This is a genomic window from Brevibacterium sp. MGP-B1 (assembly GCF_057766545.1).
Genome location: NZ_CM173407.1, coordinates 1,285,357 through 1,309,867, shown reverse-complemented (window position 1 = coordinate 1,309,867; position 24,511 = coordinate 1,285,357). Strand labels below are relative to the sequence as shown.

The 24,511-nt window shown below is 65.2% G+C and carries 26 protein-coding genes; 17 read left to right on the top strand and 9 right to left on the bottom strand.

Annotated features, from left to right (window positions below):
* The first annotated feature begins 7 nt into the window (after window positions 1-7).
* The 4 genes from sufU (at window position 8) to AC3CD9_RS06105 (ending at window position 3,329) form a co-directional block, all read left to right on the top strand.
* Window positions 8-487, top strand: coding sequence for a Fe-S cluster assembly sulfur transfer protein SufU (gene sufU / locus AC3CD9_RS06120; RefSeq protein WP_488366803.1), 480 nt, complete (start codon window positions 8-10; stop codon window positions 485-487).
* A complete protein-coding gene (locus AC3CD9_RS06115; protein ID WP_025778421.1) occupies window positions 480-815 on the top strand; it encodes a metal-sulfur cluster assembly factor in 336 nt (111 codons plus the stop codon). Before sufU ends, AC3CD9_RS06115 begins: the two co-directional genes overlap by 8 nt.
* Window positions 816-1,032: 217 nt before the next feature.
* Window positions 1,033-1,734 carry a ribonuclease H family protein gene (locus AC3CD9_RS06110; RefSeq protein ID WP_488366802.1) on the top strand — a complete coding sequence of 234 codons (702 nt, stop codon included), beginning with the start codon at window positions 1,033-1,035 and terminating at the stop codon, window positions 1,732-1,734.
* The gene (locus AC3CD9_RS06105; RefSeq protein ID WP_488366801.1) at window positions 1,731-3,329 is read left to right on the top strand and encodes an ABC-F family ATP-binding cassette domain-containing protein; all 1,599 of its coding nucleotides are present in this window, start codon (window positions 1,731-1,733) and stop codon (window positions 3,327-3,329) included. The genes AC3CD9_RS06110 and AC3CD9_RS06105 overlap by 4 nt, the downstream gene beginning before the upstream one ends.
* Here the strand turns inward: AC3CD9_RS06105 and AC3CD9_RS06100 are convergent.
* From AC3CD9_RS06100 to AC3CD9_RS06090, 3 genes are read right to left on the bottom strand one after another with little or no spacing between them, the layout of a single operon-like run.
* Complete coding sequence (locus AC3CD9_RS06100; protein WP_488366800.1) at window positions 3,316-4,218, bottom strand: SURF1 family cytochrome oxidase biogenesis protein; 903 nt, start codon at window positions 4,216-4,218, stop codon at window positions 3,316-3,318. The genes AC3CD9_RS06105 and AC3CD9_RS06100 overlap by 14 nt on opposite strands.
* Window positions 4,215-4,427 (bottom strand): hypothetical protein, encoded by a 213-nt coding sequence (locus AC3CD9_RS06095; RefSeq protein WP_488366799.1) that lies wholly within the window; start codon window positions 4,425-4,427, stop codon window positions 4,215-4,217. The genes AC3CD9_RS06100 and AC3CD9_RS06095 overlap by 4 nt, the downstream gene beginning before the upstream one ends.
* The gene (locus AC3CD9_RS06090; protein WP_488366798.1) at window positions 4,424-4,966 is read right to left on the bottom strand and encodes a DUF3099 domain-containing protein; all 543 of its coding nucleotides are present in this window, start codon (window positions 4,964-4,966) and stop codon (window positions 4,424-4,426) included. The genes AC3CD9_RS06095 and AC3CD9_RS06090 overlap by 4 nt, the downstream gene beginning before the upstream one ends.
* Before the next feature lie 100 nt (window positions 4,967-5,066).
* Here AC3CD9_RS06090 and AC3CD9_RS06085 point away from each other — a divergent pair, with 100 nt between their 5' ends.
* From AC3CD9_RS06085 to AC3CD9_RS06075, 3 genes are all read left to right on the top strand, one after another.
* The gene (locus AC3CD9_RS06085; protein WP_488366797.1) at window positions 5,067-5,777 is read left to right on the top strand and encodes a beta-ketoacyl-ACP reductase; all 711 of its coding nucleotides are present in this window, start codon (window positions 5,067-5,069) and stop codon (window positions 5,775-5,777) included.
* A gap of 147 nt (window positions 5,778-5,924) precedes the next feature.
* Window positions 5,925-6,683, top strand: a complete 759-nt coding sequence (fabI, locus tag AC3CD9_RS06080) for an enoyl-ACP reductase FabI (RefSeq protein ID WP_101544266.1) — start codon at window positions 5,925-5,927, stop codon at window positions 6,681-6,683.
* Window positions 6,684-6,691: 8 nt separating this feature from the next.
* Complete coding sequence (locus AC3CD9_RS06075; RefSeq protein ID WP_488366796.1) at window positions 6,692-7,198, top strand: SixA phosphatase family protein; 507 nt, start codon at window positions 6,692-6,694, stop codon at window positions 7,196-7,198.
* Between the two features lie 130 nt (window positions 7,199-7,328).
* Here the strand turns inward: AC3CD9_RS06075 and serB are convergent, their stop codons facing one another.
* Window positions 7,329-8,006: a phosphoserine phosphatase SerB gene (gene serB, locus AC3CD9_RS06070; protein WP_488366795.1), complete on the bottom strand. Its 678-nt coding sequence runs from the start codon at window positions 8,004-8,006 to the stop codon at window positions 7,329-7,331.
* On the bottom strand, window positions 8,003-8,737 hold the full coding sequence (locus tag AC3CD9_RS06065; protein WP_488366794.1) for a hypothetical protein: 735 nt from the start codon (window positions 8,735-8,737) through the stop codon (window positions 8,003-8,005). Before AC3CD9_RS06065 ends, serB begins: the two co-directional genes overlap by 4 nt.
* 44 nt (window positions 8,738-8,781) lie before the next feature.
* Between AC3CD9_RS06065 and AC3CD9_RS06060 the strand changes: the two genes are divergently transcribed.
* Genes AC3CD9_RS06060 through AC3CD9_RS06040 form a run of 5 tightly spaced genes read left to right on the top strand, consistent with a single transcriptional unit; the run spans window position 8,782 to window position 13,150 of the window.
* The gene (locus AC3CD9_RS06060; RefSeq protein WP_488366792.1) at window positions 8,782-9,567 is read left to right on the top strand and encodes an ABC transporter ATP-binding protein; all 786 of its coding nucleotides are present in this window, start codon (window positions 8,782-8,784) and stop codon (window positions 9,565-9,567) included.
* A 2-nt stretch (window positions 9,568-9,569) separates the two neighbouring features.
* Window positions 9,570-10,406 carry a sulfite exporter TauE/SafE family protein gene (locus AC3CD9_RS06055; RefSeq protein WP_139467267.1) on the top strand — a complete coding sequence of 279 codons (837 nt, stop codon included), beginning with the start codon at window positions 9,570-9,572 and terminating at the stop codon, window positions 10,404-10,406.
* A 54-nt stretch (window positions 10,407-10,460) separates the two neighbouring features.
* A complete protein-coding gene (locus AC3CD9_RS06050; protein WP_488366791.1) occupies window positions 10,461-11,366 on the top strand; it encodes a TrmH family RNA methyltransferase in 906 nt (301 codons plus the stop codon).
* A 33-nt stretch (window positions 11,367-11,399) separates the two neighbouring features.
* The gene (locus AC3CD9_RS06045; RefSeq protein ID WP_488366790.1) at window positions 11,400-12,347 is read left to right on the top strand and encodes a virulence RhuM family protein/type II toxin-antitoxin system death-on-curing family toxin; all 948 of its coding nucleotides are present in this window, start codon (window positions 11,400-11,402) and stop codon (window positions 12,345-12,347) included.
* Between the two features lie 32 nt (window positions 12,348-12,379).
* Window positions 12,380-13,150, top strand: coding sequence for a phosphatase (locus AC3CD9_RS06040; protein WP_488366789.1), 771 nt, complete (start codon window positions 12,380-12,382; stop codon window positions 13,148-13,150).
* A gap of 6 nt (window positions 13,151-13,156) precedes the next feature.
* Here the strand turns inward: AC3CD9_RS06040 and AC3CD9_RS06035 are convergent, their stop codons facing one another.
* Window positions 13,157-13,708 carry a YbaK/EbsC family protein gene (locus tag AC3CD9_RS06035; RefSeq protein WP_488366788.1) on the bottom strand — a complete coding sequence of 184 codons (552 nt, stop codon included), beginning with the start codon at window positions 13,706-13,708 and terminating at the stop codon, window positions 13,157-13,159.
* A gap of 177 nt (window positions 13,709-13,885) precedes the next feature.
* On the opposite strand from AC3CD9_RS06035, the gene AC3CD9_RS06030 reads away from it, so the two are divergent.
* Window positions 13,886-14,140, top strand: coding sequence for a type B 50S ribosomal protein L31 (locus tag AC3CD9_RS06030; protein ID WP_009375892.1), 255 nt, complete (start codon window positions 13,886-13,888; stop codon window positions 14,138-14,140).
* Window positions 14,141-14,314: 174 nt separating this feature from the next.
* On the opposite strand, the gene AC3CD9_RS06025 is transcribed toward AC3CD9_RS06030, so the two are convergent.
* The 3 genes from AC3CD9_RS06025 to AC3CD9_RS06015 are packed head-to-tail and all read right to left on the bottom strand — an operon-like array spanning window position 14,315 to window position 16,347.
* Window positions 14,315-15,139: a PfkB family carbohydrate kinase gene (locus tag AC3CD9_RS06025; RefSeq protein ID WP_488366786.1), complete on the bottom strand. Its 825-nt coding sequence runs from the start codon at window positions 15,137-15,139 to the stop codon at window positions 14,315-14,317.
* A gap of 45 nt (window positions 15,140-15,184) precedes the next feature.
* Complete coding sequence (locus AC3CD9_RS06020) at window positions 15,185-15,649, bottom strand: tRNA (cytidine(34)-2'-O)-methyltransferase (protein WP_488366785.1); 465 nt, start codon at window positions 15,647-15,649, stop codon at window positions 15,185-15,187.
* A 20-nt stretch (window positions 15,650-15,669) separates the two neighbouring features.
* Window positions 15,670-16,347: a class I SAM-dependent methyltransferase gene (locus tag AC3CD9_RS06015; protein ID WP_488366783.1), complete on the bottom strand. Its 678-nt coding sequence runs from the start codon at window positions 16,345-16,347 to the stop codon at window positions 15,670-15,672.
* A gap of 233 nt (window positions 16,348-16,580) precedes the next feature.
* On the opposite strand from AC3CD9_RS06015, the gene AC3CD9_RS06010 reads away from it, so the two are divergent.
* From AC3CD9_RS06010 to AC3CD9_RS05995, 4 genes are all read left to right on the top strand, one after another.
* Window positions 16,581-18,398 carry an HNH endonuclease signature motif containing protein gene (locus tag AC3CD9_RS06010; protein ID WP_488366782.1) on the top strand — a complete coding sequence of 606 codons (1,818 nt, stop codon included), beginning with the start codon at window positions 16,581-16,583 and terminating at the stop codon, window positions 18,396-18,398.
* A 39-nt stretch (window positions 18,399-18,437) separates the two neighbouring features.
* The gene (locus tag AC3CD9_RS06005; RefSeq protein ID WP_488366780.1) at window positions 18,438-19,208 is read left to right on the top strand and encodes a porin; all 771 of its coding nucleotides are present in this window, start codon (window positions 18,438-18,440) and stop codon (window positions 19,206-19,208) included.
* Window positions 19,198-20,823 carry a Y-family DNA polymerase gene (locus AC3CD9_RS06000; RefSeq protein WP_488366779.1) on the top strand — a complete coding sequence of 542 codons (1,626 nt, stop codon included), beginning with the start codon at window positions 19,198-19,200 and terminating at the stop codon, window positions 20,821-20,823. Before AC3CD9_RS06005 ends, AC3CD9_RS06000 begins: the two co-directional genes overlap by 11 nt.
* A gap of 65 nt (window positions 20,824-20,888) precedes the next feature.
* The gene (locus AC3CD9_RS05995) at window positions 20,889-24,335 is read left to right on the top strand and encodes an error-prone DNA polymerase (RefSeq protein ID WP_488366778.1); all 3,447 of its coding nucleotides are present in this window, start codon (window positions 20,889-20,891) and stop codon (window positions 24,333-24,335) included.
* The last annotated feature ends 176 nt before the right edge of the window (window positions 24,336-24,511 follow it).

The following is a 24,511-nucleotide window of genomic DNA, read 5'->3' as shown; positions in this document are numbered from 1 at the left end:
CGAACCGATGAGCACACAGATGCAGCAGCTCTACCAGCAGGTCATCCTCGACCAGTCGCGGGCACGCATCGGCAACACCGAACTGCTCCGTGATGCCGCAGAGTCACCGCACGGGTATTCGCATCAGGTGAACCCGACGTGCGGCGATGAGATCGAGCTCGAGACCGAGCTGCGTGATGACGGCACGATCGCGGTGCGCTGGACCGGCGACGGCTGTTCGATCTCGATGGCATCGGCCTCGGTGCTCTCCGAGCTGGCCGCCGAATCCTCCGTCGCGCAGATGCTCGAGATCGAAGGCGCGTTCCACGAACTCATGCATTCCCGTGGGACAATGGAGGCGGATGAGTCGATTCTCGGGGACGCCGCGGCCTTCACCGGAGTGTCGAAGTTCCCCGCCAGGATCAAATGCGCTCTCCTGGCATGGATGGCGTTCAAGGACGCACTCAACCAAGCACAAGCAGCTCGTGAGGAGAAACACAATGCCTGAAGTCATTGACGCACCGCAGAATGCCAGCGTCGACGAAGTGCGCGAAGCGATGATGGACGTCGTCGATCCCGAGCTCGGTGTCAACATCGTCGATCTCGGCCTCGTGTACGGACTCTCGGTCGAAGACGACGGCACCGCCGTGATCGAGATGACCCTGACCTCGGCGGCCTGCCCGCTGACCGATGTCATCGAAGATCAGACCGCACAGTCGCTCGAGGGAATCGTGCCGGCCTACCGGATCAACTGGGTCTGGATGCCGCCATGGGGCCCGGAGAAGATCACCGAGGACGGCCGCGAGCAGATGCGGGCGCTCGGGTTCAACATCTGATCCAACACCGACTGAGTCGAACGCACGCACCTCCCCCCGGGGACGGCAGCGATCACATCGCCGAGGCGGGGCGACCTGAAAGGGTCGCCCCGCCTCGGCGATCGTCGTCGGGCGCGACGTCCGCATCCGCTGCCAGGGTCGCGGAGATCACCGCCCCGCGGACCGAGAACCCGAGAGCGGCGTGAAAGAATGGAATCCGACTTTCCAAGGAGAACCATTGACGATCATCGCTGCCGCCGACGGATCCGCGCTCGGCAACCCCGGGCCCGCCGGGTGGGCCTGGTACATCGACGACACCTCCTGGCATGCCGGCGGGTGGAAGAACGCGACGAACAACCGCGGTGAGCTCATGGCCGTCCTCGACCTGCTCCGGTCGACCGCGGACAGCGACGACGAGCTGAAGATATACTGTGATTCGCAGTACGTCATCAACGCCCTGACCAAATGGATGCCGGGGTGGAAACGCAAAGGGTGGAAGAAGGCCGATGGAAAAGAAGTCCTCAACAAGGACCTCTTAGCGTCTCTCGATGAGGCACTGAGCGGGCGAACGGTCGAGTTCGAGTGGGTCAAAGGACACAACAACCACGAACTCAATGAGGCCGCCGATGATCGCGCACGTGCGGCTGCCACCGCCTTCCAGAAGGGCACTCCCGTGCCGGAAGGCCCCGGATACGTCCCCGCGGGGACGTCGACTGCGACGGCCGACGTTGATCCGGCAGTCGACCCGACGGAACCTGTTGCTCAGGACGATGTTTCTGTCGAGCCCGTGACCGCAGCGGCTGGGTCGAACACTACTGTCGTGTCCTGCCGTGTGCCGTCCTCAGTCGCAGATGAACTCGTCGCCCGGGCGCAGGCCCGCGGCATCCACCCGCAGGAATTTCTGGCCGAACTCATCGGCCGCAGTTTGGAGACAGAATGATTCAGGCCTCCGGCCTCGAAGTCGCCGTCGGCGCCCGCACCCTCATGTCCGAGGTGTCCTTCCGCGTCGACAAGGGCGACCGAGTCGGTCTCGTCGGCCGCAACGGCGCCGGCAAGACGACCCTGACCAAGGTGATCATGGGCGGACACCCGGCTCATGCCGGCTCCGTGTCGATCTCCGGCACCGTCGGCTACCTGCCGCAGGACCCGCGCAGCGGCGACCTCACCGCCACCGGAATGGAACGCATCCTCTCGGTGCGCGACCTCGACGTCCTCGTCAAGCGGCTGCGCAAGGCCGAACGTCAGATGGCCTCACCGGATGAGAAGGTGGCGACGAAGGCCATCGATCGCTACCCGCGCATCGAAGCCGAATTCATCGCCGCCGGCGGTTATGCCGCGGAATCCGAAGCCTTCGCCATCGCCGCGAACCTCGGCCTCGACGAAACCCTGGTCAGCCAGGAGATCGGAACGCTCTCCGGCGGTCAGCGCCGCCGTGTGGAACTCGCCCGGATCCTGTTCTCGGCTCCGGATACGATGATCCTCGATGAGCCGACGAACCACCTCGACGCCGAATCCGTGCTGTGGCTGCGCGACTACCTCAAGGGGTACTCGGGCGGACTCATCGTCATCAGCCACGACCTCGATCTCATCGACGAGGTCGTCAACAAGGTGTTCTTCCTCGACGCGACCAGGCAGACCATCGACAACTATTCGATGGGCTACCGCCTCTACCTCAAACAGCGCGAGGACGACGAACGTCGCCGTCGGCGTGAGCGGGCGAACGCGGAGAAGAAGGCCTCGGCACTGACCGCTCAAGCCAACAAGATGATGGCGAAGGCCACGAAGACCGTCGCTGCCCAGCAGATGGCCAAACGCGCCGAGCGCCTGCTCGCCGGCCTCGATGACGAACGCGCCACGGAGAAGGTCGCGAACCTCCGCTTCCCGGCCCCGGCCGACTGCGGTCGCGTGCCGCTGACCGCCGAGGGCCTGTCCCGCAGCTTCGGCTCGACCGAGGTGTTCACCGGCGTCGATCTCGCCATCGACAAAGGCTCCCGCGTGGTCATCCTCGGCTACAACGGCGCCGGCAAGACCACGCTGCTGCGTCTGCTCGCCGGACTCGACGAACCCGATTCGGGTGAAGTCGTGCCCGGTCATGGGCTCAAGCTCGGCTACTATGCGCAGGAGCACGAGACCCTCGATCTCGAGCGCACAGTGCTGGAGAACATGTCGCGGAACTCCCCGCACCTCGATGACACCGCGGTGCGCAATGTGCTCGGTTCGTTCCTCTTCAGCGGTGATGATGTGCACAAACCGGCCGGGGTCCTCTCCGGCGGCGAGAAGACACGTCTGGCGCTGGCGACCCTCGTGGTCTCGAGCGCGAACGTGCTGCTGCTCGACGAGCCGACGAACAACCTCGATCCGGCCTCCCGCGAGGAGATCCTCTCGGCGATCCGCCGCTACGAAGGTGCGATCGTCCTCGTCACCCACGATGAGGGTGCGGTGTCCGCGCTCGACCCCGACCGCGTGCTGCTGCTGCCCGACGGCGACGAGGATCTGTGGAACGACACGTATCTCGACCTCGTCACGCTCGCCTGAAGCGCTCCTCGAACAGAGCATCCTCATCGGCTTCGGCTTGCCCGCGCACGGTGGGCGAGGCCCAGCGGTTGCGGCCATAGCGGCTGCCGGGCTGGCTGATCTTCGCACCCGCGTCGAGGGCAGCCTTGTCGATGACGACCATTTCGTTGTCGACAGCGCCGTGCTCGACCGCCTCGGCGGCTGCCTTGCGCTCACGTCGGGCCGAGATGACCACGGCGATGATGATCATGATTCCGAAGGCGAACCACTGGAGCATATAGGACAGGTGGTTGCCCGGATCGAGCTCGGGCATCGGCAGCGGGGTCAGCCCCTCTTCAGGGGCACCGCCGGTCTCTGCTGGTGAGGCCTCGACATAGACATGCGAATAGGAGTCCTCCATTCCGGGAATGCGCGCGGGATCGATGGCTTTGATGAGGCCTTTCGGGTTCTCATCCTCGGATCCGTCCTGAGCGGGACGCAGATGGGCGACCACGGTCTGCTCACCCCGTGGAGAGGGCGGCACGGAATCCTGTTCGGCGGTGAAGCCGCGGACGACGGCGATCGTCGAACCGCCGCTGATCTCGAACGGAGTCACCACATAGAAGCCGGGCTTGTCATCGACCGTGCGGTTGCGTGCGAGGACGGTGTCCTCGTCGGAGAACTCTCCGGTCAGCTCCACCTGGGTCCACTCATCGGTGGTGCCCAGCGTCGAATTCGGCGTCGAGAGCACCGAGGCGATGTCGACGGGGTCGGCGGAGTAGTTCGCGGTGATCGTGGCGATCTCCTGCTCGCGCTGATCGCGGCGGTCCTTCTGCCACAGGGCGAGGAAGACGCAGGCGATGATGACGATGATCGCCATGGCGATGTATTTGAGCCAGCGTGCGGAGAAGAGGAAGGAATAGCGACTCAACCTGCGTCCTCCGGAATCTCGTCGACGGAGACGTCGGTGATGAAGAAGTCGCGCAGAGTCAGGAAGTCACGCAGATAGTCGAGGTGCTCATCACAGGCCAACCACGTCTTCTTCCGCTCGGGAGTGTGGACGCGGGGATTGTTCCACAGCAGGGCGCGGGTCGCGAACGCCCGGCATTGTTTCGCGGAACACTGCAGCTTCTCGGTCAAGCCTGGTCCCTCCTGTCATCGTCTTCCACGGTCTCACCGGGAATGGTCTCACCGGAAATGGTTTCGCCCGGGACCGTCTCGCCCCGGATCGTTTCGTGCCGGTGATCCGCGCCTGGATCGGTCGCGTCAGGGGCGCCGCCTCGGGGATCTGTGCCGCCTCGGGGATCTGCGTCGTCGACCGTCTCCCCTCCGAGGGTGTCGCCGGAGATCGTCTCACCGCGCGCCGGCGGCAGCTCTGTCAGCGGGGCCTGTTCGAGCAGGGCGGAACGATCATCTCGGGTGCGTTCGCGGCCCGCATTGGCGAAGATCACCGCAGGGTAGGGGAGGACGACCGCCCCTGCCACGCAGATCCACATGAGGATGTGCATATCTGCGACGAAAGCGAAATAGGCGGCCACGAAGCAGACCGTCCTGATGCCCATGGTGATCGAATACTTGATGATCCGAGACCGCATATCGTCATCAAGGGCGGTGTCTGCCGTTGTGATCTGCTGAGCGTGCCTGACCATATCCTTCTTCGATCGATGACTGCCAAACATGATACTCGTCCTTTGTGAGAGTCGTATCCATCGGCCAAAGGACAGGATAGGTTTGTCCACGATAGATTTGAAGAACACAGTCGATCAACAGGAGACCAACGTGTCAGAACCACGCACAGTCCTCGTCACCGGCGGCAACCGCGGAATCGGTCGCACCATCGCCGAGGAATTCCTCGCCCAGGGGGACAAGGTGGCAGTCACCTCCCGCAACGGTCAGGCCCCGGAGGGAGCGCTGGCCGTGGCCGCCGATGTCACCGACAGCGAATCGATCGATCGGGCGTTCACCGAGATCGAGGAGAAGCTCGGTCCCGTCGAGGTCGTCGTGGCCAATGCCGGAATCACCGCCGACAATCTGCTCATGCGGATGAACGATGACGAATTCGAGTCCGTCATCAACACGAACCTCACCGGTGCCTTCCGCACCGTCAAGCGCGGAATCACCGGGATGATCCGCGCGAAGAAGGGCCGCATCGTCCTCATCTCCTCGGTGTCGGGTCTCTACGGCGTGCCCGGTCAGGCGAACTACTCGGCCTCGAAGGCCGGTCTCGTCGGCTTCGCCCGCTCCATCACCCGTGAGGTCGGCTCCCGCAGAATCACCGCCAATGTCGTCGCCCCGGGCTTCATCCGCACGGATATGACCGATGAGCTCAGCGAGAAGCAGCGATCAGAGTACCTCGCCACCATCCCGGCCAAGCGATTCGCCGAACCCGGTGAGGTCGCCAAGGTCGTCCGTTGGATGGCCTCCGATGAAGCCGCCTACATCTCCGGTGCCGTCATCCCCGTCGACGGCGGACTGGGCATGGGCCACTGACCCGGACGGCGCTGGGTCGGTCACAACAGATACCTGGGCCGCAGACGATGCGGCCCCGCCGGGCCGCAGCCCGTAGACTTCGATACAGAGACACCGCCCGAAGCGGCGTCATGCACACGCAACCACCTTCCTTTCGAAAGGACCACCATGGGAATTCTTGACGGAAAGCGCATTCTCGTCACCGGCGTGCTCACCGAGGCGTCGATCGCCTTCGCCGCTGCTCGCATCGCACAGGAGCAGGGAGCCGAGGTCATCCTCTCGAGCTTCGGCCGCCAGATGAAGATCACTCAGGTGATCGCCGAACGCCTGCCCGAGACCCCGCAGGTCATCGAACTCGACGCCACGAACGAAGAGGATCTCGCGGCCCTGCCCGAGCGCCTCGGCGGCAACATCGATGGAATCGTCCACGCCATCGCCTTCGCTCCGAAGGACGCCCTCGGCGGAGTCTTCCTCGACACCCCGTGGGACTCCGTGTCCGCGGCCATCCACGTCTCCGCATACTCGCTCAAGGCCATCGCCGTGGCCGCGAAGCCCGTGCTCAACAAGGGCGCCGGAATCGTCGGACTGACCTTCGATGCGACCATCTCCTGGCCGGTCTACGACTGGATGGGTGTGGCCAAGGCCGCCTTCGAATCGACCGCCCGCTACCTCGCCAAGTACGTCGGCGAAGACGGCGTGCGCGTCAACCTCGTCTCCGCGGGACCGCTGAAGACCACCGCCGCAACTTCCATCCCCGGCTTCGGAACGCTCGAAGACATGTGGGGCGACCGCGCACCCCTGGGCTGGGACCAGAAAGACACCACTCCTGCCGGCAAGGCCATCGTCGCCCTGCTCTCCGACTGGTTCCCCGCCACCACCGGCGAGATGATCCACGTCGACGGCGGATTCCACTCCACCGGCGCCTGAGACCACTCATGCCTGTGCTCATCCTCGCCCGCCACGCCAAGGCGGAAGCGCACGGTCGGACCGACTTCGAACGGTCCCTGGATGCGAAGGGTCTGGCTCAAGCGGTCGAGGCCGGAGCCGAGATCGCCGAGCGCTGGTCACCCGATGTGGCCATCGCCTCGGCGGCCAGGCGCACCGTGCAGACCGGACAGGCCGTCGTCGAAGCCGTCAACCGCGCTCACGGAGGAACTCTCGACGAACCGGGTGACCTGACCCTGCGCGAGGATCCCTCGCTGTATTCCGGGTCCGTCGACGACTGGTTGGATGCGATCAACTCGATCCCCGCGGATGCGCAGTGCGCGTATATCGTGGGCCACCAGCCGACCGTCGCCGAGGTGGTCGGCCACCTCAATCCGGAAGGCGGGGTTCCCGATACGTTCCGTCCCTCGTCGATCGCGGTCTTCGACCTCGAGAGCTGGGACGTGGAGCCGGGCCACTACCCGGCCCCACAGATCCGGGTCTTCCACGGAGTCTGAACGCTCCGCCTGATCGACGCGATCTGTCGACAAGACGCCTGTGGCGCTGACGAAACAATCGTCAGCGCCACAGGCGTCTTCGGTCAGTCAGCGCTCAACGGCGCCGGTGCCACACCCTCGGACGGATCGCTCACACGTCTGCACGGGCAGCGACCAGGTCGATCACGGCTCGCAGGTCGCGTGTCTCCACGGACGCGTCCGCTGCGGCGACGAGAGCCGGCTTCGCACAGAAGGCGACTCCGAGACCGGCGGCTTCGACCATGCCGATGTCATTGGCGCCGTCACCGATCGCCACCGAGGCGGCACGATCGTATCCGCCGGCTGCGAGCAGATCCTCGAAGATCTCGGCCTTCGCGCTCGGGTCGATGACACGGCCGTTCGTCCGCCCGGTCAGCAGCCCGTCATGGATGTCGAGTCCGTTGGCGAAGACGTCGGTGATGCCCAGCTGTGCGGCGACGGGAGCGATGATGGCGGTGAAGCCGCCCGACACCAGAGCCACCTGGCCGCCGGAGGAGTGCACTGCCGCGACCAGGTCGGCGGCTCCCTCGGTGAGGGTGATCTGCTCTCGCACCTCATCGAGCACGGTCTCCGACAGTCCGCTCAGCAGGGCGACCCTTTCGGCGAGGGATTCGGCGAAGTCGAGCTCACCGGCCATGGCGCGTTCGGTGATGTCGGCGACCTTGTCTCCGACGTCGGCATGGACGGCGATGAGGTCGATGACCTCTTCGTTGATGAACGTCGAGTCGACGTCCATGACGAGCAGTTGGACGGGGATCTGGGAGGCGGTGGCCTGAGGCGTCTCATTCACCCCTTCATCGTAGCCACCGCCATGATGTAGTCCGCGGCGGCGGGGTGCAGCTGAGACAGCAGCGCACCGAACTCGGGTGGGGCGACCGTCGCAGGGGCGAGCACGGTGCGCATCCGGTGGTGGATGTCGAGGGCGGCGTAGATCGCACGGGAATCCGCCTCGGTGGGGATGAGCCGCGAGATCGGATGCATCGTCGACAGCTCCTCCTGCCAGTCGCGCCACGGCCCCTGCCGCCAGTCCTCGGGAACGTCGATGGTCTCGATGAGACGCAGGCCCTCCATCACCAGCAGGCGCAGACGCCGCAGCGCCTCGGGGGCGGACCCGACCGTGACGGGGCGGAAGACGGTGGGCGCACAGGCGATGACCTCCACGTTCGCCTCGGCGCCGATGAGGGCGATCGCCGCCTGCTCGTCGCCGCGATGGAGGACGACGGGAGCGGTGTGGCGTCCGACCTTCGTCCGGGCGGTGCGATCGACCGGGGGAGTCGTATGCGGCAGAGACGGGTGGTGCAGCGCCAAGCGCGCATGGGTGATTCCCGAGGCGGCCGCCTCGGCGATGAAGAGCAGCAGACCGGTGGGCACGGACGAGTCGAAGACCTCATCGGAGACGATGAGAGGAACATCACGATCATCGTCGAGGAACGCAGAGGTCACCTCGTCAGGGGGCAGGGTCGAGCGCAGACGGTGGTTGAGCGCCAGGGTCAGCAGCAGTGAGTCGGTCGTGAGGTCCATGTCGAACCAGGATAGACGGCTCGTCTGCGATAGAGTCTGAAGATATGAGTGAAGTCCTGAATCTGGATTCTGTGTCCGTGCGCCGGGGGACGAATTTCCTCCTCGACGATTTCTCGCTGACCGTCGCCGAAGGCGAGCATTGGGCAGTGCTCGGACCCAATGGTGCGGGCAAGACGACCCTGCTCGAAGTCGCGGCCGGTCGCATGCATCCGACGACGGGTACGGTCAACATCCTCGAGGAGCAGCTCGGCCGCGTCGATGTGTTCGAACTGCGCCCGCGCATCGGGTATGCCTCGACGATTCTGGCCAACCGCATTCCGAGTTCCGAAGCGGTCCTCGACACCGTGCTCACCGCCGCCTACGGCGTCACCGGACGCTGGGTGGAGGAGTACGAACAGGATGATATCGAACGTGCCCGCGATCTGCTGGCTGCGTTCCACATTACGCATCTGGCCGAACGCACCTTCGGCACGCTGTCCGAGGGTGAGCGCAAGCGTGTGCAGATCGCGCGTGCGCTCATGACCGACCCCGAGCTGCTGCTGCTCGACGAGCCGGCCTCCGGACTCGACTTCGGCGGGCGTGAGGAGCTGCTCGGCGCACTTTCGGAGATCCTGTCATCGAAGTGGGCGCCGGCCACGATCATGGTCACCCATCATGTCGAGGAGATCCCGGAGGGCATCACGCATGTGCTGCTGCTGTCCGAGGGCACCGATCTGGCCGCCGGCCCGATCGAGGAGACCCTGACGGCGGAGAACCTTGCGGCGACCTTCGGCATCGACGTCAAGCTCACCCGGGACGGTCAGCGCTACCACGCACGTTCCGCCCTCTGAGCATGGAGTTCCTGGCGAACCTGAGCCTCGAACCGTGGCAGATCGGCCTTGTCATCGTCGCCGGGATCGCGGCAGGAGGCATCAACGCCGTCGTCGGTTCCGGAACGCTCATCACCTTCCCGGCGCTCGTCGCCTTCGGAGTGCCGCCGGTGGTGTCGACGATGAGCAACGCTGTCGGTCTCATCCCCGGCAATATCGCCTCCTCGTTCGGATACCGTGAAGAGCTGCGAGGGCAGTGGAAGCGGATTCTCGGATACGTTCCCGCCTCTCTGCTCGGGTCGCTGACCGGGGCGTATCTGCTGCTGCACCTGCCCGAGGATGCTTTCGAGACGATCGTGCCGGTCCTCCTCGTCGTGGCCTTGATCATGGTGGTCGGGCAGCCGTACCTCTCCCGCTATCTGAAGAACCGGTCCCTGCGCCGGGCCGAGGCCGCCGGCGTCGAGCATCGGGCCGCCAAGGCGGGGGATCGCCTGTCCACGGGCCGGTACATCGCCGTGCTCATCGTCGTCTTCCTCACCGCGATCTACGGCGGCTACTTCGCCGCCGCCCAGGGCATCATCCTCATCGCCCTGCTCGGTCTGCTGTTGCCCGATGATCTGCAGCGACTCAACGGGCTGAAGAACGTCCTCGTCCTCGTCGTCAATACGGTCTCGGCAAGCACGTACATCATCGTCGGCCACGACCGGATCAACTGGATCGCCGTTGTCTGCATCGCCATCGGCTCACTCATCGGCGGGTACTTCGGTGCCCGTATCGGGCGGAAGTTCTCGCCCGTGCTGCTGCGCGCCGTCATCGTGGCCCTCGGACTCGTCGCGATCTGGAGGATCCTCACGCTGTGAACGGAATTCCGCTGTGAACGGGAGCGCGCTGTGAACACTCCGGCCAAGGCACCCATGACCCGCCAGCAGGTCATCGATCGGTCCGCTGAGCTCGGGATCGCCGTCGAGCGTCTGCGCTTCTTCGACGAAGCGGACCTGGCTGCGGAGAGCCAGGGCGATGATTCCAGCGATGCCCTGCACGGGCCTCTCGAGGGCATGCGTGACTACACGCAGCTGACCGATGTCGCCCTGCGCAGCGTGCGCGAACCCGCCGAAGGGCTGTTCATCGCCGAATCCTCGAAGATCATCCGCCGCGCTCATGCTGCCGGCCTCTCGCCTCGGTCGTTCCTCACCAGCCCGAAATGGCTGTTCGACCTGGCCGACATCATCGCTGAGAGCGATGTGCCGATCTTCATCGGCACGGATGCCGCTGTGGAGTCCCTGACCGGATTCCATCTCCACCGAGGAGCTCTGGCCGCCATGGGCCGCCCCGCTCCGGCTCCGGTCTCCTCCTTGATCGCCGATGCCAGGCGACTCGTCGTCATCGAAGACATCGTCGATCATACGAACGTCGGCGCGATCTTCCGCTCCGCCGCCGCGTTCGGCGTCGATGCCGTGCTCGTGACCCCGCGCTGCGCCGATCCGCTCTATCGCCGGTCGATCCGCGTGTCGATGGGCACGGTGTTCCAGGTGCCGTGGACGCGCATCGACCCGTGGCCTGCCGGAATCTCTGCCCTGCACGACGCTGGCTTCCACGTGGCCGCCCTGGCACTCGACGATGATTCTGTGGGGCTGCGCGACTTCGCCACCTCGGCACCGGAGCGCACCGCGGTCGTCTTCGGCACTGAAGGCGAAGGACTCAGGCGATCGACGATCGCGGCCTGTGACTCGACCGTGATGATCCCCATGAGCGGGGGAGTGGACTCACTCAACGTCGCGGCCGCCTCGGCGGTCACCTGCTTCGCCCTGCAGGACGAGTGAGTCTACGTCAGTGGCGCACTTTGACGTTTGATTATGAGCAATTCGATTGAGCTGTATACGACCGCTGACGGTGACACCGCGCTCGAGGTGCGCACTGATTCCGATACCGTTTGGCTGACACGGCATCAGCTTTCGCATCTGTTTGGACGTGATGTGAAGACGATCGGCAAACATATCAACAACGCTCTGCGGGAGGAACTCGACGGTGAGCCAACTGTCGCAAAATTTGCGACAGTTCAAAAAGAAGGCGCCCGAACCGTCACACGTATGGTTGAGCACTACAGCCTCGACATGGTCCTGTCGGTGGGATTTCGAGTGAAGTCGTCGGAAGGAGTGCGATTTCGCCGTTGGGCAAACGATGTCCTTCATCGCTATGCGATCGAAGGAGCCGCCGTCAACCAACGGCGGTTGTCAGAATTGGGAAAGATTGTCAGCGTGCTGACGAGGTCGCAGGACGAATTGGTTGCGGGGGTTGCCGACGTACTGTCAACGTACCTGCCAAGTCTCACCATGCTCAGAGATTATGACGAAGGAAACTTGTCGTCGAAATCGAGCTCCGTGCCTGGGTGGGAATTGACCCTGGAAGAAGCACGCAGAATCATCGGCGGACTGTCATTGGCATTTCCCGACGATAAATTGCTGGGGAGGGAACGAGGCGATGCTCTAGGGGCTGTCATCGGGGCGATCTATCAGGGGTTCGGAGACCACGAACTCTATCCGACCGTCGAAGAGAAGGCGGCCCACTTGCTCTACTTCGTCGTCAAAGACCACCCCCTCTCCGACGGCAACAAGCGCAGCGCCGCGGCGCTGTTCGTCACCTTCCTTGACCGCAACGGCGCGCTGATCGACCCCGACGGCAACAGGCGAGTCGACAACAATGCGCTGGCAGCGATGACGCTGCTGGTCGCGATGAGTGAACCTTCCGAGAAGGAACTGATGATCGCGCTCATCATCCGTATGATCGTCTCGGAAAGACAGTGATCATTGCCGCAGTCATGACGGAGAGGACCCCAGTGGACCGCAGCACCCTAGCCCTTGCTCTTGAAGCCGGACGGATCACCGGCGAAGTCGCCACCCCCAGGGAGAACAACCTCTCCCACATCCACCGTTTCCTCGACCAGGAACGCCAATTCGACTTCGGCGTCGAACTCACCCGTGCCTGGGACTTCGACTCGGTGTTCGCGCTCATGGTCGAGCGCTGCGGCCTGCGGCCCGATCCCGAGTTCGTCGAAGGCGTGGACACGATCTCCACAGACGCCTGCATCGACGCTCTGGAGAAACTCGCCGAGGCTGTCGGCCAGGTCGCCCGCGCTGGCGGCCGGATCCTCTTCGCCACCGGACATCCGGCAGGACTGCTGCCCGTGCATATGGCAATTGCCACCGCGGCGAAAAACGCCGGCGCCGTCATCGACATCCGAGACCACTTCATCCCGGTCCCGGAGATCGGCGGGGACGTCCGACAGATCAACAACGTGTGGACCTGGCACCTGCACGGCGGCAGTCCGCACACGCACCTGGCCGAGCCGATGCATACGCTGCTCGATGATATCGCCGCCCGCGGCGGATCCGCCCCCGACCTCGTCGTCGCCGACCACGGGTGGGCCGGTGCCGCCTCGAGCAGGGGACTGCGGACCATCGGATACGCCGACTGCAACGATCCGGCGCTCTTCGTCGCTGAGGCGCAGGGGCAGATCGAAGCGACCATCCCACTCGATGACGACGTCGTGCCGAACCTCTACGCCCCGCTCATCGACTTCGTCATCGACCGTGCAGGACTGAGCTGACGAGTGTCAGTCGATGTCGTTGGCCAAGTCCTCGATCACCTCGGCGCCGGGCAGGGACGCGAGAGTGGAACCGGAGAGGAGCAGCTTGGAGCCGCGGATACCGGAACCGATGATGAGTTCGTCGGACTCGGCGACACGGGAGTCGATGAGCACCCGATAATTCTCCGGCAGGCCGATCGGTCCGATACCTCCGTACTCCATCCCGGATTCGCTCACGGCGCGCTCGAGCGGCAGGAACGAGGCCTTGCGGACATCGAGGAGCTTCTTGACCCGCTTGTTGACATCGGCGCGGGTGTTCGCAAGCACCATGCATGCGGCGATGCGCTCCTCACCGCCCCTCGAACCCGCGACGAGGACGCAGTTCGCCGAGGTGGCCGGCGGGAGATCCGCGGCACCGAGGAGAGCTGCTGTGTCCGCGATCTGCGGGTCGATGGCGAAGACATCGACATCGCCGGAGACCGTCGGCAGGGCCTTCGCGGTGGCCTCGGCGAGGAGTTCGGGCGCTTCCGCGGCCGGCTGCAGGGTGAACTGGGTGGAGATGCGTTCCTTTGTGCTCATGGCCACAGTTTAGGAGATCCGTGTCGAATCGCTTTGTCCGGGCCCATCGGTTAGAATTGACTGTCGCTCCGTGTCCGGTTCCTACGGTTCGGAGCGTGTCCAGCAGACGAATTCGGGCACTGGCAGATGAGTTCAACTCATATCAGGCGCCTGAAAGAATTCAGCAGAGGTAAGAAAATGAAGAAGGACATCCACCCGGAATACGCGCCGATCGTGTTCAACGATCTGGCTTCCGGCACCAAGTTCCTCACCCGCTCCACCGCTAAGAGCGATAAGACCATCGAGTGGGAAGACGGCAACACCTACCCCGTGATCGACGTCGAGATCTCGTCCGCTTCGCACCCGTTCTACACGGGCAAGCAGCGCATCCTCGACTCCGCCGGCCGCGTGGAGAAGTTCAAGGACCGCTACAAGGGCTTCGGCAAGCGCTGATCTCGGGCGTTCCCAACAGCTTTATTCAGATTGCCCCGCACACCGATCAGGTGTGCGGGGCAATCTGCTGTCTGCGGGCCGCAGTGTCCGTGACGACAGTTCTGTCCGTTACGACGGCCCCGTGGAACCGTGCCGGGTTGCGTCCCCGCGGGGACGCAACCATGGCAACAGTGATCAGTCGACGGTGACTGAGACCTCGGAGGAGGGACTCACCCGTGCCGCCGGATGGTAGAGCGAGGCGACGCCGGTGGCATTGTCGAGGCAGTTCGCGATTCCGTGAGCGACCTTCTCCTTGGCAGAGACGACAGCGTCCTTGATGTCGAGACCGGTGGCGATTCCTGCCGCGATCGAGGAGGCGAAGGAGCATCCTGCGCCGTTGACGAGCTTGTTGTTGACCTTACGCGAGCGCAGAGTCGTCACGGTCTCTCCGTCGAAGAGGATGTCGATGGCATCGTCCCCGGCGAGACGGGCTCCGCCCTTGACGACGACGTTCTTCGCGCCCTGCCCGTGGATGATCTGCGCGGCCTCGATCATGCCCTCGACGGAGTCGATGGGGTCGACCCCGGCCAGGGTCGCGGCCTCTTCGAGGTTCGGGGTGACGACGGTGGCCAGAGGCACGAGGTTCTCGACGAAGAGATCCTTGAGATCGACCATGGTGCCTGCGCCCTTGCACACGAGCACAGGATCGAAGACGTACGGCAGATCATTGGTCTTCAGCTCTTCGGCGAGGACCAGTGCCGAATCGACGGAGCCGAGCATTCCGGACTTGATGGCGGTGAACTCGTGCACCGCCAGCGTCGATTCGAGCTGACGGGTGACGACCTCGGGCTCGATGAACTCGAGGACATGGGCGAATCCGTCATCGGGATCGAAAGTGACGATGCAGGTGACGACGGCAGTGCCGAAGGCCCCGTATTCGTCGAACATCTTCAGATCGGCTTCGAGTCCGGCTCCTCCGGAGACATCGGATCCGGCGACAGTGAGCACCTTTGCGGTCATAGTGGTCCTTTCAGGTAAAGCGTTCGCGAAGAAGTCTACGCGGGTTCAGGCCCCTGCATAGCCGTGCTGACGCCAGGCTTCGTAGATGGCGATGGATGCCGAATTCGCCAAGTTGAGCGAACGGCGTGCCGGCAGCATCGGAATCCGCACCGTCATATCCACATGCTCGTCGTTGACGACCTCGTCGGGCAGTCCCGTCGACTCGCGCCCGAAGAGGAGGACATCACCGTCCTGGTAGTCCACCTCGGCGAAGGAACTGTCCGTATGCGTGCTGAACGCGATCACCCGACGTTCACCGAGGCGGCCCCAGAGTTCGTCGATCGATGGATGGACGGTGACATGGGCGAGGTCGTGATAGTCGAGACCGGCGCGGCGCAGCTTCGCGTCGGAGAGGTCGAAGCCGAGGGGCTCGACGAGATGCAGATGGGCTCCGGTGACCGCGGCGAGCCGGATGGCGTTTCCGGTGTTGCCGGGGATCTCGGGAGTGTGGAAGACGATGTCGATGTTCATATCTCCCTCATCTTCTCACCTCAGAGGTCGGCCTTACGAACGAGGAGGTACCCCTGCCTGGTCGCCTCCGGAAAGCGACCGGTCCGGTCGGGTTCGCGTTCGAGGCGGGTGGCAGGAATGAAGCCGTGCGGTTCGAGAGCGGTGAGCACGTCAGCGATCGAGCGGCGGTGAAAGTCGAGATCGACGTCGAAGCCGGCGAGATCGGAGAAATGATCGACACGGTCCCCGAGCTGGAACGCCAACTGGAACCAGCCGCCCGGACGAAGGACACGGGCCGCCTCGGCGAAGGTGAGGACAAGCTCATCGTCCGGGACGTGGATCGTCGAGTACCAGGCGACGAGACCGGAGAAGGACGCATCGGCATAGGGCAGGGCGGTCATCGACCCGACGTCGAACTGATGCGTCGGATAGAGGCCCTGAGCGAGTTCGATCATGGCAGGGGAGAGGTCGAGTCCGCGCGGTTCGAGTCCGAGGGCGGCGAGAAACGTGGTGATGCGACCGGGCCCGCAGCCCAGGTCGAGGACCTCCGTCGAGCCGGTGCCGAGGACGAGCTCGGAGAAAGCCCCGAGGACGGCCCGGTCATGCGGTTTGGCGGTGAGCTCATCGGCGACCCATTCCGTGTAGGTCCGGGCGATCGCATCATAGGAATCACGCGTGGCCGCTTCGCGGGACGAAGTGCCATTTGTGCCGTCGGTCATGACGCCACCCTACCCGGACGCACTGACGCGAGCGCGTCGGCGGGAACAAGTTGGGTGGCTTCGGCAGGTGTGCAGCCATCACCAGCAGAAACGAAAAAGAATCGAAGATGACAAATGAATAATCGGTTCAGCTTGCCTTAGAGGAAATTCTCGTGTCAGTGCCGAGTTCTAGAGTGGGAGCACGGTCGGTGGTCATGGGGGCTGCGAGGCCGAACGGCACGAGGAGCGAAGCCATGCACAACGAAGATCAGGTCGATCCGTGGGGCGAGGACATGGAATGGGAAAGACGTGTGAGGGAAGCGGCCGTGGCCTCGGCAAGCCAGAGCGGAATTCCGTCCGCTCAGGCATGGGCAGGCTCGGGACCGTGGGGCAAGGGACAGCAGAACACGTCTCGGTGGGATGAGGCAGGAGCGAGTTCGGCTGCACAGGAATCGACCCGACCGCGCGCAGCCGAGACCGCGGAGCTCGAGGGGTTGAGCGTCGATCCGAAGGACTATGGAGGGGCCGACGCCGATGTGGACCCCAGCACCCTCACCTGTGGGCAGATCGTGACGGATATCCGACGCAACATCTCATGCATCTCTTTCTGCCATGCCCGCGTCATCACCCTCATCGACGAGGTCGAGAGGCGGGGATTGTGGGCCGAATGGGTCGGTGTGAAAACCCTGACCGAGTGGGTGATGCATGTGGCGTCGGTGAGCATGCACACGGCTCGGGAGTATGTGCGCGTGATGAAGGCTCTGCGGGACATGCCGAAGGTGAAGAAGAGTCTGGCGGGCGGTGATGTCAGCTTCTCAAAGGTGAGGGAAGTGACCCGACTGGGGGAGCGGATCGGCGACGATGAGGCGCTGCGTCTGGCCACCCTCGCCACCGGCAGCCAGATCAGCCGGATCTCGCAGAACTACCAGCAGCTGGCCGACAAGATCGACAACGGCCCGTTCCCGCTGTACCTGGCTCAGGACAGTGTGAGCATGCGTCAGGTGGCACCCGGTCGGACCCGGATCACGATCGAACTCGAGGAAGACGACGCCGCAGAGATCGCCGCGATGCTCGACGCCGCCCGCCAGGTTCTCGAACGTCCCGTCCATGACGGCGGTTCCGATGAGGAGGGGGCTGCGGGCGAGGGCGGCAAAGCGGACGAGGCTCCTTATGAGCCGGTCTCCCAGGTCATGTGCCTGATGGAGATCATCCACGCCTTCCCTCGTGCCGAGCCCACGGGTTCGATCGACGCCGATCGTGCCCGACTGCTCGTTCATGCCTCCGCAGAGGTGATCACCCGCAGCGGCGCCACGATGGAAGCCGCGCCCGCGTTCAAGCCCCCTCTGCTCAGCATCCCCGCAAAGCCGGCGGCCGCCGTCTGCGTCCCCGCGGGGACGGAAGGCGAACCGGACGGCCCGGCAGGAGTCGAGGGAAACGTCCCCGCGGGGACGCCGAGCGGATGCGCGGATACGACCTGCCGGATCGAAGGGTTCGGCGGAATCACTGCGGCGACGGCGGAGCGCCTGAGCTGCGAGGCGCTGATCAGCGGGGCGATCAAGGACGCCGGAGGCGACGTCCTCATGCTCGGGCGCTCGAAGCGTCTGGTGAGCAGACGACAGCGAATGGCGCTGAGTGTGCGTGATGTCTGCTGCCAATTCCCCGGCTGTCGCGCCCGCAGGCGATGCGATGCCCACCATATCCGCCCCTGGTCGCAGGGCGGGAGGACCGATATTGACAATCTCATCCTGCTCTGTCGCAGACATCACACCGTGGTGCACAAATACCAGCTGCGCATCGAACGCACCGGAGCGGACTTCGCTGGAGCGATGCGCGGTCCCGCCGCCTTTGCCTTCTACTTGCCCGACGGCTCCCAGCTGCTTCCTCTGGAAAGCCGGGTGAGGGGACGGATGATGTTCAACACGGCGGTTCGCGTTGCCAAGGTCAGGCAGATTACGAAAGCGGCCGATCCCGGCACTGTCGGCGGCGGTTACGGCTTTGACCTCGGCCTCTGTATCCCATGGATGTTCGAAGCCGAATGGCGACACGCCCGGGAAGGCAGAGCTGTTGTCTGAATCTTGCCAATTTAGAACACCAGTTCGATAATGGATGTCATGTCAGCAGCACCGGTCATCGAACAGCTCAGTCGGGAGACGGGGATCTCCACGGCTGCGGCACTGTTCGACAAGATCCCACCCCATCCGGTGGATCCTGTGCTCTCTCCGCTGTTCCGTCGCGGCGGTCTGCCGCGTGGGGAACTCGTCACCGTCACCGGTGAGCTGTCGCTGAGCTGCGGCCTGGCGACGATCGCTGCGGCGACCCGGGAACAGAAGTGGTGTGCCGGCATCGGGCTCGGCGAACCGTCCGTGTCCTCGATCGCCGACCTCGGTGTCGATCTCGACCATTTCGTCAACCTCGCGACCCCTGGTGAGGACTGGCTGCGAGTGGCTTCGATCCTCATCGAATCCTTCGACATCATCCTCGTCGACCCCGGCTTCGCCCCGAGTGCTTCGGAACGGGCCCGACTCCTGGCGAAGATCCGTGAACGACGAATGAGCCTCATCAGCCTCCGACCTCTTTCCGGCAGTACGGAGCAGATCGAGATCACCGACACCCGCTGGTCGGGTGCCGAACACGGTCACGGCCGTCTGCAGTCCTGCCTCGTCCGTGCTCGTTCACAGACGGGAACCCACCGGTTCCTGCTGCCCGGGCCGTCAGGAACTCCCGCCAGCGTCCCCGCGGGGACGCTGGAAGTGGTGGCAGACAGTGGAGCGTCCATTGCCTCGGCAACGGATCTGGGCACAGATCCGGCCACGGACACGGCCGACGATCCGCGGTGGTCGACGATCACACAGCTGCGGCAGGTGATCAGCCATGTCGGATGAGTCCGGCCGCACCCTCGTGCTCACCGTTCCCGACTGGCCGGCGGTGGCCGCAGCGGTCGAACACGACATCGCACCGGGCCGCCCTGTCGCGGTCCTCCACGCCGGCAAGGTCATCGCCGCCAATGCTCCGGCCCGTGCCGCCGGAATCACCGCCGGGAACAACAAACGTGCCGTGGGATACCGCTGTCCGGAAGCCCACGTCGCGGTCTGGGACGAAGAGGCCGACAACTGCCATTTCAGTGCCGGGGTCGGTGCCCTCGACAACCTCGTCGCCAGGTTCACTCTGCTCAGCCCGGGTACATTGGCAGTCCCTCTCGACTCGCTCAGACACGGCTACGCCGACGAAGCCGATGCTGTCGAGACACTGGTCTCGGCCCTCGTCGATGACACCGGATGGGAGTTCTTCCCCGGAATCGCCGACACCGTCTTCGCCGCGGTCCTCGCCGCCGGACAGGCGCGCCGCGTCGAACCCGGACAGACCGTGGACTTCCTCTCCGCCCAGCCGATCACCACCCTGGAATACGCCGGCGCCGAGGCGACCGCGCTGATCGAGGTCTTCCTGCAGCTGGGGCTGCGCACCCTCGGTGACCTCGCTCGGCTCGCGGCCAAAGACGTGAACGCACGCTTCGGCGCCTTCGGTCGGCATCTGCACGACCTGGCCTCCGGGCGGGCAGGAGCCCCGCTCGCCGATCATGTCCGCGGCGAACAGCTCGACGTCGAACTCGACCTCGATGCCCCGACGACCCGCAGCGACACCCTCGGCTTCCTCGCCCGCCAGCTCGGTGCCGACCTGCTGGCCAAGGTGCGCAGACAGGGGCTGGTCTGCACCCAGATCACGATCGAACTCGATGCCGCGGGCGGCCAGTCCTCGTCCCGGACCTGGCGGATCGAGGACATGCAGGAGAACGCGATCGCCGACCGCCTGCGGTGGCAGGCCGAAGGCTGGCTGGCGGGAGTGGGCCGGGGTTCGCCTCCGGGACAGAATCCCCGCACGGCACAGCCTGACCCGCAGGAACTCGACATCGTCGACGAGCCGGCGCCCGACGCCGAGGACTTCTCCGACGACGGCATCATCGCGCTGCGCCTCATCGCGGCCGAACTGACCACCCCGATCGGTGCCACACGCAGCCTGTTCGACGAGAACACCGGGCAGATCACCCATACACTCGAGCGTCTGCAGGGACTGTTCGGTCCCGATGCCGTCCTGGTTCCGGGCATCCAAGGCGGGTGGGACCCGGCAGAGACGAACCTGTGGACCCCGTGGCAGCAGGCGTCCGTTCCCGAACGCAGCCCTGCCGCTCCCTGGCCCGGTGCTCTGCACGCACCCCGTCCGACGACCGTCGAACACTCCGCCGTCGACGTGCTCGCCGCGGACGGCTCACCGGTGGAAGCGCGCCCCTCGGGTCTGGGTGCGGCCCCGGCGACAATCAGATTCCCCACCGGGCAGACCGAGACCATCACCGACTACTCCGGTTCCTGGCCCATCGAATCCGGATGGTGGGACCCGAACCGAGCCGTCTACCGCACCCGGCTGCAGGTGGTCACCGATGCCGGCCGAGCTCTTCTGCTGAGCAAAGAGCACGGTCAGTGGTACCTCACCGGCCGTTACCGCTGACCGGCAACCTGCTGACCAACGACCCCAACTGAGAGAACGACCCCACTTGAGAGGAGGAGATCCCGATGGGATTCTCGAACCCGCGCACACCGTGGTCGAAGCTGGCCCGCCGCCTCGAGGGCAAGGACATCCCGCCCTCCCCGGCGGACAAACAGCCTGCTGGTGAGAACCCGGCAGGAAAACAGCCTGTCGACAAGCACGCCGACGGCTCCGACGCTCCTGCGTTCTCCCGCCCCGACCGCTACCAAGTCTCGGTCGGCCCCGGCGGTTCGGACGGACGCAGCCGCTATCAGGAGCCGACAGGCGCCGGCAGCGCTCAGGGGCCGAACCGTGGACCGGGACTGCTGCGGAAGCAGGTCGACTGGGCGGAGCTGCATGTGCACTCCCAGTTCAGCTTCCTCGACGGAGCCTCCGACCCCGAAGAGCTCGTCGCCGCCGGCGCGGCCGCCGGGCTGAGCTCCCTGGCGCTGACTGACCACAACGGACTCTACGGTGCCGTCCGCTTCGCCCATGCCGCCGCCGAGGTGGGGCTGGACACCGTGTTCGGCTCCGAACTGTCCATCGGGCTGGCCGAGAAGATCCCCGGACAGACCGACCCCGATGCCACCCACCTGCTCGTCCTCGCCCGCAGCGTCGAGGGCTACCACCAGCTCTCTCAGGTCATCACCGAGGCGAACCTGCGCGGTGAGAAGAACCGTCCGCTCTTCGACCTCGAAGAACTCGCGGCAGAGGACGGAGACTGGATGATCCTCACCGGCTGCCGCAAAGGACCGCTGCGACGAGCCTTGGGCGACGATGACGGCGGACTCAGCGCTCTGCGCGAACTCACCGCACTCTTCGGACCCGACCGGGTCGCCGTCGAACTCAGCCGGGACGGAACCCCGGATGACGACGAGAGGCTGCGCCACCTCGGCGATCTGGCCCAGCGGACGGGCCTGCCGATCATTGCCAGCAATGCCGTCCACTTCGCCACCCGGGCCGAGTGGAAGTCGGCTCAGGTGCGCGCCTCGGTGCGGTCGCGGAAGTCCCTGGACGAACTGGCCGGATGGCTGCCGGCGACGGCGAGTGCACGCATCCACACCGGCCAGGAGATGCTCGCCCGATTCCCGCGGCAGGCTGTGGACAATGCGGTGCGGATCGGTCAGGACTGCTCCTTCGTCCTCTCCTCGGCCCGCCCCGACCTGCCGAAGGCGCCGATGCCCGATGAGACCGAGGGGGAGACGTATCTGCGCGGCCTCATCGCCGAACGCGGCCGCACCCGCTACGGATCCCGAGCAGAGCACCCGCGGGCCTGGGAGCAGCTGGACCGGGAGATGGACATGATCGCCCAACTGGGCTTCTGCGGCTATTTCCTCATCGTCTTCGACATCACCGAGTTCTGCCGCAATATGGGCATCTTCTGCCAAGGCCGGGGTTCGGCGGCGAACTCCGCGGTCTGCTACGTCCTCGGCATCACCGCCGTCGACGCCGTCAAACACGGACTGCTCTTCGACCGGTTCCTGTCCCCGGACCGCAAGGGATACCCGGACATCGACATCGACATCGAATCCGGCCGCCGCGAAGAGGTCATCCAATACGTCTACGACCATTTCGGCCGTGACCGGGCTGCCCAGGTCGCCAATGTCATCACCTACCGCGCGAAATCGGCCATCCGGGACGCCGCCTTCAGCCTCGGCTATGCCCCCGGCCAGCAGGATGCGTTCTCGAAGTCGAGCAACCGGTGGTCGAGCCTGCCCGATGCCGCGGACTCACCGGTGCCCGCACCGGTGCTCAATGTCGCCGAGGATCTGCTCGGCTCACCGCGCCATCTGGGCATCCACTCCGGTGGGATGATCCTGGCCGACCGTGCCATCGGCGAAGTCGTGCCGATCGAGAAGGCGACGATGGGCCACCGCACCGTCGTCCAATGGGACAAGGACGACTGCGCGGCCATGGACCTGGTCAAGTTCGACCTGCTCGGTCTGGGCATGCTCACCGCCCTGCACGAGATGGTCGGACTCGTCCACCGTCACACCGGGGTCCTCATCGACCGGGCAGAGATCGATGACGACGACGAAGCCGTCTACGAGATGCTCTGCCGCGCCGACGCGATCGGGGTCTTCCAAGTCGAATCCCGCGCCCAGCTGGCCACCCTGCCCCGGCTGCGCCCGGAGAAGTTCTACGACTTGGCCGTCCAGGTCGCCCTCATCCGACCGGGGCCGATCCAAGGCGGCTCCGTCCACCCCTATATCCGTCGACGGCAGGGTCTGGATGAGGTCGAATACCTCCACCCGCTGCTCGAGAAGTCCTTGGCCAAGACCTGCGGGGTCCCTCTGTTCCAAGAGCAGCTCATGCAGATGGCCATCGACGTCGGCGGGTTCACCGGTGCCGATGCCGACCGGCTGCGGCAGGCCATGGGCTCCCGTCGGTCGGAGAAGCGGATGGCCGAACTCGCCGAGAAGTTCCGCACCGGAGCCATGGGGCGAGGAGTCGACGCGGAGACCGCCGAGACGATCTTCTCCACCATCGCGGCCTTCGCGAACTATGGATTCCCCGAATCGCATGCCATCAGCTTCGCGAACCTCGTCTACCAGTCCGCCTGGTTCAAATACCATCACCACGCCGCCTTCACCGCCGGTCTGCTGCGCAGCCAGCCGATGGGCTTCTACTCCCCGCAGTCGCTCATCGCCGATGCTCGCCGGCACGGAGTGCCGATCCTGCCCGTCGACATCCGCCGGTCCCAGGCGGCCACGGACCTCGAACGGGTCGCCGAGGCAGGGGATGGGGACACCGCCTCAGCGGGGGAGGACAAGGACACGACCGCCTCGGCGGGGGAGCTGGGGATCCGCTTGGGACTGGACACGGTCGCGCATGTCGGCTCCTTCGCCGAGGTGATCGTGACCGAACGCGAGATCGCTCCCTTCGCCTCGGTGGCGGACCTGGGCGAACGCACCGGCATCGGCAAGCAGGCCCTGGAATCGCTGGCCACGGCCGGGGCCCTGTCCGGATTCGACCTCGACCGACGGCAGGCCCTGTGGCTGGCCGGGGGAGTCGCCGGTGCCCATCCGGGGCTGCTGCCGGGAACGGCGAGCGTGGACTCGGCGCCGAGCCTGCCGACCATGGACGCCTTCGATACGACCTTGGCCGAACTCTTCTCCACCGGGATCACCGTCGACGGCTACCCCACGGAGATGATGCGCGAGACGCTGAGCGCCCGCGGATACTCATCGACCGCGGATGCGGCGCGTGCGGAGGACGGAACTCGGATGACGGTGGCCGCGATCGTCACCCATCGGCAGCGCCCGGCCACCGCCTCGGGGATCACCTTCATCAACCTCGAAGACGAATTCGGGATGCTCAACGTCGTAGCCACGGCCGGGCTGATGAAACGCTTCCGCACGGTCGCGACCTCCCGCAACGCCCTCGTCGTCACCGGACTCATCCAGCGCGGGGGAGACGTGGTCAGCCTCTACGCGCACAAACTCATCCCCCTGGAAGTGCAGCTGCCGACGAAGGCGCGGAACTTCCGGTGAGCGTCGGCACTGCACACGTGTGACAAGGGCATCGCCCGTACGCGATGAAGGCATTGGATGAAGACAGTGCCCGATGACAGCACGACCCAGGCATGCCAGATGACAGCTGCACGGCACGGTGTGACGAAACATGACACACGATGACGCCAACATGACACACAGGCGGGTGCCAGCCG